The organism is Ewingella sp. AOP8-B2-18, assembly GCF_052376015.1.
Classification (GTDB): Bacteria; Pseudomonadota; Gammaproteobacteria; order Enterobacterales; family Enterobacteriaceae; genus Ewingella; species Ewingella allii.
This window is the reverse complement of the sequence record NZ_JBQSVB010000015.1, coordinates 16,120-29,711: the sequence shown is the minus strand read 5'-3', so window position 1 is coordinate 29,711 and position 13,592 is coordinate 16,120. Positions and strand designations below refer to the sequence as shown.

The window sequence follows — 13,592 nt, the reverse complement described above, 5'->3', positions numbered from 1 at the left end:
GGCGGGGAACGCGCCGGCGTCCTTAGCGGCCGGTTTACCGGCCAGTGTCCGTGCGGCGGCGCAGCCGGCTGCGGGGGTTGACCTGGCTTTTTACCATCAGACCCTAGCCGTCAGGCCGTAACCCCTGTGGGGTTACGCGGAGCTTACCGGCTTGCCGGTTAGCGTAGTCGGGCTCGACGATTGACCAGCTTGCTGGTCATGAGCCGAAGGGGGACAGGTTCCAGCCCTGGTGGTTTGTTGTGGAAAAGAAAAGCCGGACACAGATGACCAGGGAAAAGGGTCAAAGGAATAGTCAGAGGAAGAAGAAAAAGAAGAAGAAGAAGAACAGAGAAAGCCAGGAGAGGAAACGTACGAAAGTAATGAAAGAGAGAAACCGGAGAAACAGGCCGGAGAAGCAGCATGACCGCCGCGGCGCAGCCGCAGCAGTTTGACTGCTGAGGGTGTTTTACGGGCTAAAAGCAGGGATTGCTCCCTGCCCTCTCCTCAGAATGTCCGGCAACTGCCCTTAATGCGATACCAGAACGGCGTGTACATTTCTCGGGTGATTTTCTGGCTCAGCGAGTTGCCTATCCTGACACAGGCGGGAATGCCCAGCAGGGACAGCTGCACAAAGCACATACGCGCCGCCACCGGATCCAGATCGGTGCACTGCACTAACAGCTGCGTCTGCGGGTTATAGCCACGGTCAAGCAGCACTTTAGCGGCGGCGATCACCATACCGCCTGCGCCGCAGGTCGGCTCATCGAGCGTAACATAGAGCGCACCATCCGCCAGCTCCTGCACGCGCTGCCCCATGACCAGCCCCGCGATCAGCTCGCTCAGGGAAAACGGAGTGAAAAACTGCCCCATGTCCTTGCTGCCGATCTCCAGCTCCATAAAAATGGAACCCAGAAAATCACACATACCGGCGTCAAGTCCTTCCGTGACCAGAGCCAGTAAGCGTGCCATGCGGTTCAAATCGTCTTTTTCGTAACCGGCTATCGTCTGAAAATATTCATTTTCCAGCTCGTCACACTGCAAAAAGGCATTTTCCAGAGCCACGGCGGCCATCGTCACAAAGTCCCTGAACACCTGATACCGGTTGTGATAGCGAGCCGTTTCACGAAACAGTTTCACAAAATCTTTGCGGTGATTATCCAGCGGCGAAACGGCGCTGTCGCGCACAGGCAGGGAAGGTGCAATCACGTCAGCGTGCGGTACGGCTGTCACGAAAACCGGTTTAACTGCGCTGGACTCCGGCATTTCAGGCTGAGAAAACAGCGAATCAAAAGATAACTGGCTCATGCTGTTTTGCCCGTTTCACACACCGCCGCCCTCAGGGAAAATTCACCGCCATCAATGCTCACCGTCAGATCGGCAACGCGGCTAGTCAGCAGTTCCAGCATCTCAGGTTCAACGTTCAGAACCTCCAACATTGCCCCCTCAATGCCTGTCGCTTCATCCATTGCGACAAACAGCTCCCCGATATCATCCCAATGCTCGAGATCAAACCCTTCGGCATAGGCAATGGTGCGTTTTGCCCCCACGTAAGACGGTTTTTCAGCGGTCAGAAAAATGCCTTCCTCACCGACCAGCAGCAACGCGCCGCCGTTCGTTTTCAGATCCATCATGACCGGCCTCAGCGTTTCCGCCCTAAACATCAGTTGCTTACTCATACGGCCCCCAAAAAGTCATTGAATTGCCGCCCCGCAGGGCGGCAAGGTCATCAGGCGTAAGCCCGTTTCAGTTCCAGTGTGCGCAGCACCTGACCGAGTTCACTGGCTCGCATGGCGGGTACTCTTACGGACTGGTGTTTGCGCTGACATTTGGCGATGTGACGCCCCAGCGCCTTAAACGGCACGGTGATGTCCTGACTTTTCAGCGGTTCCCGCACAAGGCGCGGGTGCTTTTTTGCCGTCTCAGACTTTACAAACGGCGCGGGGGATGCAATTATCTGTGGGTCGAAATTCATGGCTTATCTCCGTTAATTTTTGACAGCCGGCCTAGCTTTGAACGGGCGAAACCGGCATGAGAGAGCAGACGAAAGTCTGCTTTTTTCATTTCTGCACTACGGTTTCTTTGCTTAACACCTCCTTAATACGTCGCACAATTTCGGCATGGCTCAGGGTGCATTCATCGCATAGCTGGAAATACCGGCCTTCGACTTTCGCGTAAATGTCCGTCACGCTGCCGCACATCATTTCGGCAAACTTGAATGATTCGCTGTCCCGATCGCCCTGCCAGTCCAGCGGCGGTAACGTCCCCAGCACGTCCATATATCTGTGCAGGTCGATTTCCACCGGCGCGGTCACATAAGATTTTGCCCGCGCCTCCCAGTAAGCGGCCTCCGCGCCTGCACTCCATTCGAACCGGTTTTTACCCGCTTCGCCGGTGATGATGTCAGGTGTGTACATGGTTTTTCTCCTCGATGTTGACGGCGGGACAATCCCGCCGTCGGCTGTTATTCCTGCTCTGCCGCAATCTCTGCCATTAATTCGCAATAGGCGTTTTGAGCCTTTTCCTCTGCCGCCCACGAAAGCGTGATCCCTCTGCGGTCTGCCACACCGATAAATACCGGACGGTCTTTCATCGGCAGACGCGAAAGATGATTTAACGCACTGCTGATCAGGCGGGATTCGTAAATCTCGTAATGCAACCCGCACCCAGCATGAGCCTGCTTTTCAAGGCGGGAAATCACCACGTCCGCGCGGATCACATCGAACGGATGGGAAGACGAAATGTCAGTAATAAAGCCGTCCATGCGCAGGGTCGTGGTTTTTCCACATCTTTCGGAAGATTCAGGAGCGGCGGTCTTGACGTTTTGTGTGTGCATTCTTCAGGTCCCCTTCAGGTTAAATGTCATCTCTCGGTGAGTTCTTTCGCGGCAAAGGGCGAAGTAGCGACGACGGACGGGGGAACGCAAGGGCGCCGCAGGCGTGCATTTCACCCTTGCGTTAACCTGGGTGGCGGTGCTACACCCAGCCCTCCGCGTAAGGGCTTGCCGCGAGATGGATAACCGCACCCGGCAGAATGCACACACCCGACGGCGGGGAACGCGCCGGCGTCCTTAGCGGCCGGTTTACCGGCCAGTGTCCGTGCGGCGGCGCAGCCGGCTGCGGGGGTTGACCTGGCTTTTTACCATCAGACCCTAGCCGTCAGGCCGTAACCCCACAGGGGTTACGCGGAGCTTACCGGCTTGCCGGTTAGCGTAGTCGGGCTCGACGATTGACCAGCCTGCTGGTCATGAGCCGAAGGGGGACAGGTTCCAGCCTTTGTGGTTTGTTGTGGAAAAGAAAAGCCGGACATCGATGGACAGGGAGAAGAATCAAAGAAATAAGCAAATGAAGGAGAACAGGGGAAGCCAGGAGAGGAAACGTACGAAAGGAATGAAAGAGAGAAGCCGGTGAAACAGACCGGAGGCAAAGCAAAGCCGCCGCGGCGCAGCCGCAGCAGCTTGCGGGTTTATCTTTCTTTTCTCTCCAGGTCAGACAGACGATTCGGCAGCATCAGGCGATCAAGGTAGACCTCAAACTCACTCTGTTCGTCAGCGTGCCGGTTTACTTCCAGCATCACCACCCACAGCGGTTCATACCGCAGAAAGTACCGGTCAAAATGCCCGAGACTGGGAAAGCGTGAAAACCACGCGTAAACCAGTTCGCCTAAATCGTGGAGTAGCAAGTCTCTGCGCGACCAGTTGTCGTACCACGGCCTGACCGTGCTCGGGGTACAAAATGCCAGCTCGATCTCAGCCTGCCCCAACAGCGTTTCATAGCGTATCCGCTTCTGTTCCCCTGCTTTTGCTTCAACATTTTGCCTGCGGTTAGCCTTCAGACGGGCACGCTGCTCCCCCCGCTGCCGCTCTCTGCGTTCAACTTCAGGGAACAGGCTGTGCCCTACTCCGCCCGACAACGGAGAGGGGCACGATGCGCCCCGTGTCGAAATAAGCATATCGAGGGCGGCGATATATCGCTCCTTACCCAGACGCCCCCGCTGGCTGGGGTCAAAAGTACCGTCGAGCATCCGGATGTCATCTACGCCAATAGCCGGTTTGCCCATAAACCGGAAAAAGGCATGGGCATAGGGGTATCTCCCCATCCGGTGGGCCGTCTCACTGCGGCTTTCAACATAACCAATGGCCTGCATGGCTGCCCGCCGCTGAGGCTGTAACGGGACTACCGCATGTGAGCGGGGGATCATACGGCCACCCCCGTAAACCGCAAGGCGGCGGCCAGTCTGCCCGCGCCGGTATATCCCGCATGCACATACTCATCGATGCGCTCAATTTCGCGCCCGATAGCCGCTATTGCAGCGTTATCGATAACCTCAGACACAAATAACCACGCGACCGATAAATCGTTGTCAAACAACAGCCCCATCGACCAGAAGGGGGCATCTGCTCCGCCATGCCCGAAGATAAGCCGGATATCAGGCGCCGCCGTCAGCACGCAGCAGCTCGACAGAAACCCCTCTTCGCAGGGCGCAGGCACATCAACAGACCATGCAGCGGGCAGATCAACGTTTTGCAGAACAGAGTCCGTAAACATCTGACGGAAGTTGCCACGCAGTTCCAGAGGCATTTCAGCCCCCGCCGGTTGGCAACCGAGAATATTGGCAAGAAAATGAGATTGACTGTTTTTCATGGTGTTATATGCCGCCCCTTAACGGAGCGGCGTCTCCTTATCAGGCGGCAATGGCTGCGGCGGTGTGAGTGTCAGTATCCGTACCAGCGTCCGGCTGCTCACAGACAGCCATCAAGCATTCAGGCACCCAACTGGTCAGTGTGATTTTGTCTTCAGCCAGTTCTGCTGCCTCGGCTTTTTTCATTTTGAGGGCGTCCCGTGCCGCGCCGTCCAGACCGGCCTGCGACAGGCTGTCGGAAATCTGCTCTTTACTGATACGCCCGAAGAAGTTGGCCTTCGTCGGCAGCCACCAGTCACGCAGCGTGAAGCCCAGCATCGCCTCCACCGGCTCGAGTTCTTTTCCTGCCTTGCTGTCTTTGTGGCTCAGGCGTTCTGATGCCCCGTTGAGCGTTTTGGCAAGGCAGTAGCCCATGACAGAAATCAGCTGCTGCGTATCCCACTTCAGTAACCAGTCCCAGCTTTCGTGCCAGTTGTCCGGCAGCTGTGCCTGCCACGCTTCGTGCATGGCGTTAAGATGCTGCATCGCCAGTCCGTCGTTTGCGGTCGGGGCATTGTCGAGCAGGTTGCCGGTGTGAGCATGCAGCGAAACTTTGAGGGTGGATGCCGTATATGAATGGGTGGTAAAGGTGGATTTCAGGCAATCGTGCACAAAAATCACCAGTGCCATTTGAGGTTGTGCCGCCAGTGCCGCCTGTACGGCTAAGGTGCGCTCGCTGGACAGGCTTTTGACCAGTGCGGCGCTCAGCGGTTTGGCCTGTGGTTGCGCAGATTCTTCTTCGCTGCCTTCAGTGCGGATACTGCTGAGGTGCTGATTAACACCGGTTTTATCATCTGCGGCAATTTCCGGCAGGTCGCTGCGCAGCATCACGCCGCGACGGACAGAAATCGCCCCGTGCAACAGTGACACCACCACGCCGCCGTGGGCACGAACATCGTCATCCCATGCCCGGATGTTTGCGGCGGCTTCGATGGCGTCCATTTCGGCCTGACAGCCATCTGCAGCCAGTTCCAGTGCGTCATGGTCTGCGTCTTCGTCATCATCCTGCTCAGACAGCGTTTCCAGCTGCTTACCGAGGGCATCAAACCGCGCACGTTCCTCCGGAGTCAGTTCACCGGCAGGCTGTTTGAGTAACAGATAACGCTCTGCATCTTCACCGTAGGTGCTCACCCCCTCGGTGCGCCCCTCCGACCATAACCAGCCTTCGGCCTGCGCAATGCCGGCGGCAATATCCGTCAATTTCTGTCGGGCGACGGTGTGGAGCAGCACGGTATCGCCGATAAAGCCTTCATCAGAGAACAAATCGTAGCGGAACCCGCCGCCTGCCTGTTCGTAAGCTTCACGCCCGACAAAGTCGAGCAGGCGGTTGCCTGCAGCGGGCACCTCGCCCTTGAGCACCGCTTCCCGCAGTTCCTTCGGGTTGCGGTAATAGCCGAAGGCATTTTCCCAGACGTTCAGCTGGCGTTCCTGATCTTCGCTGGCCGACAGTGCCTGCAACTGGTCAACGTTGAGCTTGTCTTCGGCCAGCGCCGCAAGCAACGCCGGAGCCATGCCTGCCAGCCGCAGGAATTTCTGAACGTGTTTAGTGCTGTAGCCGAGCACACCCGCGATTTGTGCCGCCGTTTTCCCTTCGCGGCTCATTTCACCAAACACCGCAATCTGGTCGGCAGGGTGCATCTCTTCATGCTGAAAGTTCTCCGTTGCGGAGACGATTTTTGCCATCTCTTCGGTGACGGTCTTCACCGGCACTGCGTAATCTGCGGTGATCATCCCGCCATTCAGCAGGATGTTCAGGGCACGAAAACGGCGGCCACCGGCGGCGGTGCCCAGCAGGCCATCCGGCAACAGATGTACGATCAGGTTCTGCAACACGCCCACGGCGCGAATGCTGTCTGCCAGTTCCTGCAATTTCACCGGATCGGGGGACACTTTACGCACATTCAGCGGTGACAGTGCCAGCTGGCTCAGGGGCACCATCTCGACCGGCGTATTTGCCAGTGCCTGCTCCACGGCGGCGCTCTGCGCGGCGTTTTTAGGATTTTTTGCCGCTTTACGGGTTGTAGATACTGCTTTAGACTCGGTTACTGACATAGTGAAATACCTCAAGTGTTGATTTATGTCTGCCGGACGACCCCATCGTCCGGCACCTCACTTCACTGCCTTACTGCTTTCTCACGCCGTTGCTGACGATGAATTTGTTAAACTCTGCCCCCGCATCAGGCTGGAAATTCCACGCCCGCCAGACCATCTGCCCGAACACGCGCAGGACAAGGCGGAAATGCGTCCCCTGATCGTCCTCAATAGCGATATTGCTGTATGCCGCTGCTACGGCCTCCGCCTGCTGACGGGTGAATTCACCGGCAGGCAACAGGACGCGTTGTTCTTTCGTCCCCCATCTTTCGGAAGATTCAGGAGCGGCGGTCTTGACGTTTTGTGTGTGCATTCTTCAGGTCTCCTTCGGGTTAATGGTCATCTCTCGGTGAGTTCTTTCGCGGCAAAGGGCGAAGTAGCGACGACGGACGGGGGAACGCAAGGGCGCCGCAGGCGTGCATTTCACCCTTGCGTTAACCTGGGCGGCGGTGCTACACCCAGCCCTCCGCGTAAGGGCTTGCCGCGAGATGGATAACCGCATCCGGCAGAATGCACACACCCGACGGCGGGGAACGCGCCGGCGTCCTTAGCGGCCGGTTTACCGGCCAGTGTCCGTGCGGCGGCGCAGCCGGCTGCGGGGGTTGACCTGGCTTTTTACCATCAGACCCTAGCCGTCAGGCCGTAACCCCACAGGGGTTACGCGGAGCTTACCGGCTTGCCGGTTAGCGTAGTCGGGCTCGACGATTGACCAGCTTGCTGGTCATGAGCCGAAGGGGGACAGGTTCCAGCCCTGGTGATTTGTTGTGGAAAAGAAAAGCCGGACACAGATGACCAGGAAGCAGAAGATAAATCCAGGCCACAGCAGGTTGCGGAGAAGCTACCTCACGAAAATCACGCGACAGCACAGGCCCGGTCGTCCCGGAACACCGACTCCCTTCGTCAAGTTTATTGCGCATTGAGCGGGCAGCCGCGGTGGCGAAGCCACGGCAGCGCCCTGTTCAATGGCATTTGACGTTCGCCCTGGCAAACAAAGCATTCAGGCTATAGCCCCGCCGCTCAAATGCGGGGCCATGCTTTTAGGGTCAGTCCTTGAAGGCGTGGTCGAGTTCGTTAATTTGTTTGTAGATTTCCAGCATCTGGCCGCTGAGCTGGTTCACCACCTGCCCGGCCAGGCGCTGGGTTAACTCATCGCTGCCCCAGAAGTATTTTTTCTCAAACGCCCGGAACTGCTCGCGGAGTTCATAGGTCGCGTTCGCCAGCGACGCCACGTCCACACGCAGGGCAATATTGTCTGAATAGTTGCTCATATCAGGCTCCCGTACTGCTGAAAGGTTGCAACCGGCGCCGCCGGACGCAGACGCTGAAATTCCGCCAGGCGACGCTGCCCCGCCGCGTGGTACTCCTCCATTAACTCGATGCCAATCCAGCGTCGCCCGCACTGCGCCGCCGCGACGCAGGTCGAACCGCTTCCGGCAAAGGGGTCGAGGACTATCGCACCCGGCTGCGTGAAGGACTCAATCAGCGGCCGCAGGATAGAGACGGGCTTTTCCGTCGGATGGTGACGGTTGCCGGTGTACTGCCAGGGCATGACGTCCGGGAGCGGTTTTTCCGGCAACGACGGGCGCCCTCTGGCGAGGACATAGGCGCTTTCGTGCTGATAGCCGACGAATGCGGATTTCGAAGCATAGGTCTTGGTGAAAACAATGTGGCCTACCACGCGAAAGCCGGCGGCTTTCCATGCGGCCATAAACTGATCCACCCGGTTCCAGCCGTAAAAACTGACCGCCAGACTGTCGTTTTTCAGCACCCGGAACATCTCGCGGCTGGCCGGCAGTAACCAGTCCCCCTGTTTATCGTTGGCAATAGACCGCCCTGACCGATCAGTAAACCCCACCAGGTAAGGCGGATCCGTGAGGATAAAATCCACGGAACGGGACGGAAATGTTGACATGACCTGCTGACAGTCACCCTGCATATATCGGGACATAGTGTTACTCACAGAGAGTGCCGGAACCGGCCGGCGCCGTGCCCCCACGACAGACGGGCGCAAAGCGGAGCAGGCAGGTGCGTCCCCGGAAGCCGCAGCGCAAACCCGGAACGGGCTGAATGCGCCGTGACGGATGCGAACGGGTGAGGAGACGACGGAGTGAACACTTGCAGGCGCAGCGGCCCGGCTACAGTGCGGGCACGGCGTTGGCGCTAACATTTTGGGAAATAAGGGATGATGCGGGATATGTTGAAGCGCGTCGGCACCGCGAGGTGCCATAAATGTGGAGCAACGCGACATCCTTGGGTGAAAGGCCACCAGGTACAGGACCGGCGCAGCAAGGTTCACCGACTTATCCCCCGCGAATACCGAAGTTACTCAGTGAATCTGTGGATAACCGAAAGTGGTTTGAAATGAGGCGGTAGCCTGCGACGACCGGGGCGGTACCCGAAATGAATGGCAGCAGGACAGACACCGGCCATGCCGGCCCCTGGGGTCAGACGATGAATGAAGCTGACATTTTGTTTATCGCGGGCAACTCAGCGGTGGCCACGATGCTCTTCAAGCAGGTTAATCGCCTGCTGCATCACGCCGGCCGTATAGTTGTCTTCAATGATTTTCGCGTAAGCCTGCCGGTCGGCCAGGCATTCCACCAGGGTATCGTGACAGATTTCTTTACCTGTCAGAAAAATGCGGGTCGCCGCGTCAGCGACGGCATCTTTGACGTCCGAGAAGAAAATCAGCTCTTTGGGAAAGCGGGGATTAATGACCATGTCATGCCTCCAGCGGGGTTAAGCGCCCCTGATCATGCGTCCGGGTTCTGAGCCGGCCAGCACGACCGGGCCGTTGTCTTAAGAATGTCGAAAAGCGGAAAAAAAGTCCACCCTGTAAAAACCCGCAACGCTCGCCGCAGACTCGGCTGAGGCGTACCGCAGCACCGCGAGGAACGAACAGCCGCGACGAGGAAGCGTCATATCGTCTGCAGCTGAGGTGAAAACCGCACACTCCCGGCCTGAGGTAGTCATAAAAAAAACCGGCACGCAGGCCGGCGAAAAACGATGATCGGTTTTACTTACGGTTTTTCTTCCAGGTTTCAGAGGCCAGAAAGGCCGCGCGTACCACCACGATCGCCCAGCACAGCTGCAGGAGTATCTTCACGGGCACACTGAATCCGTCAAATATCAGCAGCGGCACAATAAACAGGCAGCTGAGGAGAAAACACCACTCCGCCGCGCTTTTGCGCGTCCTGCCCGTCAGCGTCTCCAGTCCGATTATCCCTTTGCATAACAGCATCAATGACATGGTTCTCTCCACAAATCTTCCGGCACGCCGGAGGGCTTCAGTCTTTTTTCAGCATGCGTTTGAAATTAGTCCGGGCCTGCCCTTCCCCTTCCGTACTGCCGGTGGGTTCCGGGAGCACTGAGGGGGCAGATACCTGGCCAGCGCAGGCGGCAATGACGTCCTGAATGCTGGCCGTCGTGGGCTGCCATCCCGTCGTTTGCTGAATAATACCCACCAGCTGGTCGGCGGTCAGCTGGCCATCGAACAGCATGGACAACAGATAAGGCAGACGCTTATCCAGCTGGTATAACGCGCTTCCGCCGACGATCGCCGCCCGGAAAAAATCACCACGGGTGCGCAGGGGAACTGACTCGATAATCTCCATCGCCCTGGCATCCTGACTGTCGTCTTCAGGGTGCAAATAGACGGTCAGTTTCTTACGTTTGTCGGTCACGGATAGCGCTCCTTGGAATTAAAGTAAAACAAGTTCGCGAACCAGCGCCGTCTGGGGTTCATTGACCACCACAATACGGTCGGGGGCCAGTTTCCAGGCACGGCGCACGGCAGCCTCAATCAGCGACGCCCCGCCACCCACCAGCCAAACCCGGTTCACCTGGCGGTACGCCGACAGCTCATTGACCACCCGTTCCCCGAGTCGCTCGATGGACGAACTTATCATGTCCAGCACATAGTCCACTTTTGACTCATCGTTGACAACTGTGGCGGCAAACTCGCGGTCATGCCGTCGCTGTATCAGTTGATCGGCCACAAAGGCGCTGGTGTCGCTGTTGGCCATACGCAGTGCCGTGAGTGTGGCCTGTGTCACCATCGATACGCCGATCGTAGAATTGCCCTGAATGGCACTGACATCTTCAAACTGCCCCACCAGGACACCGGCATCGAGCGTCGTTCCCCCCAGATCAATAACCAGCGAGGTTTCAAGCGCCCCTACCCCTGCACGTTCCAGCGGCGATATCACGGCAGGCAACGATTCCGGCATGACGTCAACGTGTGCGATGGTGAAGGTTTCGCGCTTGTTCAGCGTTACCGGCCGCAGCAGGTTATCGATTTTACGCTGTATGTTGGCCTCGTTATGCTGACAGTCGCTGGTGTAGAACTCACTGATAGGTAAGGTGACCGTCAGGCTTACCGGCTGTGGCGGCAGGCCACTGGTGAGCAGTGCATGATGTACGGCCAGCAAATTGGTGTCGCCATACTGGTATTCGATGTTGGTGGTATTGATCGCCTGATGGCTGACGCTGTCAAAGGAGTACTTCAGCCCGTCAATTTCATAGTTGTACGTTTCACTGCTGCCGATCCCGGCGACCTTCCACCCCGCTTTAAACGAATTCGGCGAGACAGAGGTACAGATTTCATCGCCGTCCCGCCAGGCCAGTTTTACGTTCGTCGAACCGTCGTCACAACCCATCTTTTTCATGACACACCTTTATATTTACTCAATTAGAGTAAATATAATACCCCAAAAAGGACTAATGGCAATTAATATTACTCATAATGAGTATTATTAAACCATCAAAATAGGGTTTATTTGAGGTGGGATGCCTTTTGTTCAAAGAATGTTCCCACGAATTATTTCCGCCTGAGAAAACAGGGAGCTAGTTAAAAGAAGCCATGCGGCGCTTGCAAGTCTGATTTTTCACAACAATAATACTGTAATTATATACAGTATTATTAAAAGGAGTTGCCATGCTACATATCACTCCCGCCGCCGTTGATCCGGTGAAGGTTTCGTTACCCCTGTTTATTGAACGATGCCCCGCCGGTTTTCCCAGCCCTTGTGCCGACTACGCTGACGCAGAACTGGATCTGAACGATTACTGTATAAAGAAAAAATCCTCCACGTTCTTCGTCCGGGCGATTGGAAATTCGATGACAGATATCGGTTTGCACAGCGGTGACCTGATGGTCGTAGATAAGGCAGAAGAGGCACATCATGGTGACATTGTGATAGCGGAGATAGACGGTGAATTCACGGTAAAGAGACTGTTACTGACACCTCGCCCAGGGCTTCAGGCCATGAACCCTAACTTTCCGACAATCTATCCGGAGGACTTGCAGATTTTTGGAGTCGTTATGGCTTTTGTGCATAAAACCCGGGGGGGAGAATGATGTTTGCCCTGGCGGACGTAAATTCATTTTATGCAAGCTGCGAAGCGGTTCTTAACCCAAAACTTCGAGGTAAACCATTGATAATATTGAGTAATAATGATGGTTGTTGTGTGGCAAGATCCGCAGCAGCCAAAAAATTAGGCATAAAAATGGGCATGCCGTGGTTTCAGATCCAGCAGATGTCGTTCCCTGAGAAGGTGTACGCGTTCTCCAGCAATTATTCCTTATACCACTCATTTTCCCAACGAGTCATGAGTCATTTAGAGGAACTTTCGCCACGCGTCGAGCAATACAGCGTGGATGAAATGTTTATTGATATCAGAAGCATCGAGAACTGCATGGATTTTGAAACCTTTGGCCACCAGTTGCGCGCGCACGTTCTGAAGGGAACTGGCCTGACAATCGGTGTAGGGATGGGACCCGGCAAAGTTTTGGCCAAAGCCGCTCAGTGGGCCTCGAAGGAATGGCCACAATTTAAGGGTGTACTGGCTCTTACGCCGAGTAATCCCCGGCGGACTGAAAAATTGTTATCGCTGATGCCCGTTCAGGAAGTCTGGGGCTGCGGAAGCCGGATTTCAAAAAAGCTAAACCTGATGGGTATTCACACTGCCCTGCAGCTCGCTCGCGCGAATCCCACTTTTATCAGGAAGAACTTTAGCGTTGTCCTGGAAAGGATATGTCGGGAACTGAACGGCGAAAGCTGTATCAGCCTGGAGGAAGCCCCGCCTGCAAAGCAGCAAATTATCTGCAGCCGCTCTTTCGGCGAGAGGATCACAACCTATGAGGCGATGCGTCAGGCCGTCTGCCAGTATGCCGAACGGGCTGCGGAAAAGCTCAGGGGTGAACATCAGTACTGCAGGCATATTTCCGTTTTCGTGAAAACATCACCTTTCGCAGTCAACGAAACCTATTACAGCAACGTGGCCACTGAAAAGCTCATCACACCGACACGAGACACCCGCGATATTATAGCGGCCGCAATGAAGGCGCTCGATCGCATCTGGGACGATGGCCGCCGGTACGCTAAGGCCGGAATAATGCTCAATGATTTCACACCAAACGGTGTATCACAGTTGGATTTGTTCGATGAAGTCCAGCCCCGCCCTGCCAGTGACGCGCTCATGCACGTCCTCGATGGCATCAATACTTCTGGCCTGGGAAAGGTATGGTTTGCGGGGCGTGGAATTGCACCCGAATGGCAGATGAAACGTGACATGCTATCCCCTGCTTACACCACAAGATGGTCGGATTTACCGGTTGCCTCGATTCGTTGACCCTTCTCTATCTGCGTGTAAATCTTAGCCGCAATACGATATTAAATCAAAATCATTGTGATTGTTAAATCATACTTTTTTAATATTGTAATGATATTAAAATAACTTACATACCATTAATCCATCTCAACATTTAAAATCTGGATTGTGCTTCTACTCTGCCCTACCTACCCAATTCCCACAGTATGGTCGGACGGGAGTTTTATGCTTGG

At 55.9% G+C, this 13,592-nt stretch carries 17 protein-coding genes; 2 read left to right on the top strand and 15 right to left on the bottom strand.

Going from position 1 to position 13,592, the window contains the following annotated elements:
- Positions 1 to 483: 483 nt before the first annotated feature.
- The 15 genes from ACT3RR_RS20750 to parM form a co-directional block, all read right to left on the bottom strand.
- Positions 484 to 1,284 (bottom strand): N-6 DNA methylase, encoded by an 801-nt coding sequence (locus ACT3RR_RS20750; RefSeq protein WP_496201057.1) that lies wholly within the window; start codon positions 1,282 to 1,284, stop codon positions 484 to 486.
- The gene (locus tag ACT3RR_RS20745; RefSeq protein ID WP_496201056.1) at positions 1,281 to 1,655 is read right to left on the bottom strand and encodes a hypothetical protein; all 375 of its coding nucleotides are present in this window, start codon (positions 1,653 to 1,655) and stop codon (positions 1,281 to 1,283) included. Before ACT3RR_RS20745 ends, ACT3RR_RS20750 begins: the two co-directional genes overlap by 4 nt.
- Positions 1,656 to 1,705: 50 nt before the next feature.
- Positions 1,706 to 1,951: a hypothetical protein gene (locus ACT3RR_RS20740; protein ID WP_496201055.1), complete on the bottom strand. Its 246-nt coding sequence runs from the start codon at positions 1,949 to 1,951 to the stop codon at positions 1,706 to 1,708.
- Positions 1,952 to 2,036: 85 nt separating this feature from the next.
- Positions 2,037 to 2,393 carry a hypothetical protein gene (locus ACT3RR_RS20735; protein ID WP_496201054.1) on the bottom strand — a complete coding sequence of 119 codons (357 nt, stop codon included), beginning with the start codon at positions 2,391 to 2,393 and terminating at the stop codon, positions 2,037 to 2,039.
- A 47-nt stretch (positions 2,394 to 2,440) separates the two neighbouring features.
- Positions 2,441 to 2,812 (bottom strand): hypothetical protein, encoded by a 372-nt coding sequence (locus tag ACT3RR_RS20730; RefSeq protein ID WP_250981643.1) that lies wholly within the window; start codon positions 2,810 to 2,812, stop codon positions 2,441 to 2,443.
- A gap of 629 nt (positions 2,813 to 3,441) precedes the next feature.
- The gene (locus tag ACT3RR_RS20725) at positions 3,442 to 4,122 is read right to left on the bottom strand and encodes a plasmid SOS inhibition protein A (protein WP_496201053.1); all 681 of its coding nucleotides are present in this window, start codon (positions 4,120 to 4,122) and stop codon (positions 3,442 to 3,444) included.
- A gap of 50 nt (positions 4,123 to 4,172) precedes the next feature.
- The gene (locus tag ACT3RR_RS20720) at positions 4,173 to 4,556 is read right to left on the bottom strand and encodes a conjugation system SOS inhibitor PsiB family protein (RefSeq protein ID WP_496201052.1); all 384 of its coding nucleotides are present in this window, start codon (positions 4,554 to 4,556) and stop codon (positions 4,173 to 4,175) included.
- A 103-nt stretch (positions 4,557 to 4,659) separates the two neighbouring features.
- On the bottom strand, positions 4,660 to 6,708 hold the full coding sequence (locus ACT3RR_RS20715) for a ParB/RepB/Spo0J family partition protein (RefSeq protein WP_496201051.1): 2,049 nt from the start codon (positions 6,706 to 6,708) through the stop codon (positions 4,660 to 4,662).
- Between the two features lie 70 nt (positions 6,709 to 6,778).
- Entirely contained in the window at positions 6,779 to 7,060 is a 282-nt protein-coding gene (locus ACT3RR_RS20710; protein WP_496201050.1) for a DUF905 family protein, read from the bottom strand.
- 730 nt (positions 7,061 to 7,790) lie between these two features.
- Entirely contained in the window at positions 7,791 to 8,015 is a 225-nt protein-coding gene (locus ACT3RR_RS20705; protein ID WP_496201049.1) for a hypothetical protein, read from the bottom strand.
- Positions 8,012 to 8,695 carry a DNA methyltransferase gene (locus ACT3RR_RS20700; RefSeq protein ID WP_496201048.1) on the bottom strand — a complete coding sequence of 228 codons (684 nt, stop codon included), beginning with the start codon at positions 8,693 to 8,695 and terminating at the stop codon, positions 8,012 to 8,014. The genes ACT3RR_RS20705 and ACT3RR_RS20700 overlap by 4 nt, the downstream gene beginning before the upstream one ends.
- A 539-nt stretch (positions 8,696 to 9,234) precedes the next feature.
- Positions 9,235 to 9,468 (bottom strand): hypothetical protein, encoded by a 234-nt coding sequence (locus ACT3RR_RS20695; RefSeq protein ID WP_413536286.1) that lies wholly within the window; start codon positions 9,466 to 9,468, stop codon positions 9,235 to 9,237.
- 295 nt (positions 9,469 to 9,763) lie between these two features.
- Positions 9,764 to 9,997 carry a hypothetical protein gene (locus tag ACT3RR_RS20690; RefSeq protein ID WP_496201047.1) on the bottom strand — a complete coding sequence of 78 codons (234 nt, stop codon included), beginning with the start codon at positions 9,995 to 9,997 and terminating at the stop codon, positions 9,764 to 9,766.
- A 37-nt stretch (positions 9,998 to 10,034) separates the two neighbouring features.
- Positions 10,035 to 10,430 carry a plasmid partitioning/stability family protein gene (locus tag ACT3RR_RS20685; RefSeq protein ID WP_224266898.1) on the bottom strand — a complete coding sequence of 132 codons (396 nt, stop codon included), beginning with the start codon at positions 10,428 to 10,430 and terminating at the stop codon, positions 10,035 to 10,037.
- Positions 10,431 to 10,448: 18 nt separating this feature from the next.
- A complete protein-coding gene (gene parM, locus ACT3RR_RS20680) occupies positions 10,449 to 11,414 on the bottom strand; it encodes a plasmid segregation protein ParM domain-containing protein (RefSeq protein WP_421589578.1) in 966 nt (321 codons plus the stop codon).
- A gap of 269 nt (positions 11,415 to 11,683) precedes the next feature.
- On the opposite strand from parM, the gene umuD reads away from it, so the two are divergent.
- Positions 11,684 to 12,106, top strand: a complete 423-nt coding sequence (gene umuD / locus ACT3RR_RS20675) for a translesion error-prone DNA polymerase V autoproteolytic subunit (RefSeq protein ID WP_224267004.1) — start codon at positions 11,684 to 11,686, stop codon at positions 12,104 to 12,106.
- Complete coding sequence (umuC, locus tag ACT3RR_RS20670; protein ID WP_496201071.1) at positions 12,106 to 13,380, top strand: translesion error-prone DNA polymerase V subunit UmuC; 1,275 nt, start codon at positions 12,106 to 12,108, stop codon at positions 13,378 to 13,380. Before umuD ends, umuC begins: the two co-directional genes overlap by 1 nt.
- Positions 13,381 to 13,592: the final 212 nt, after the last annotated feature.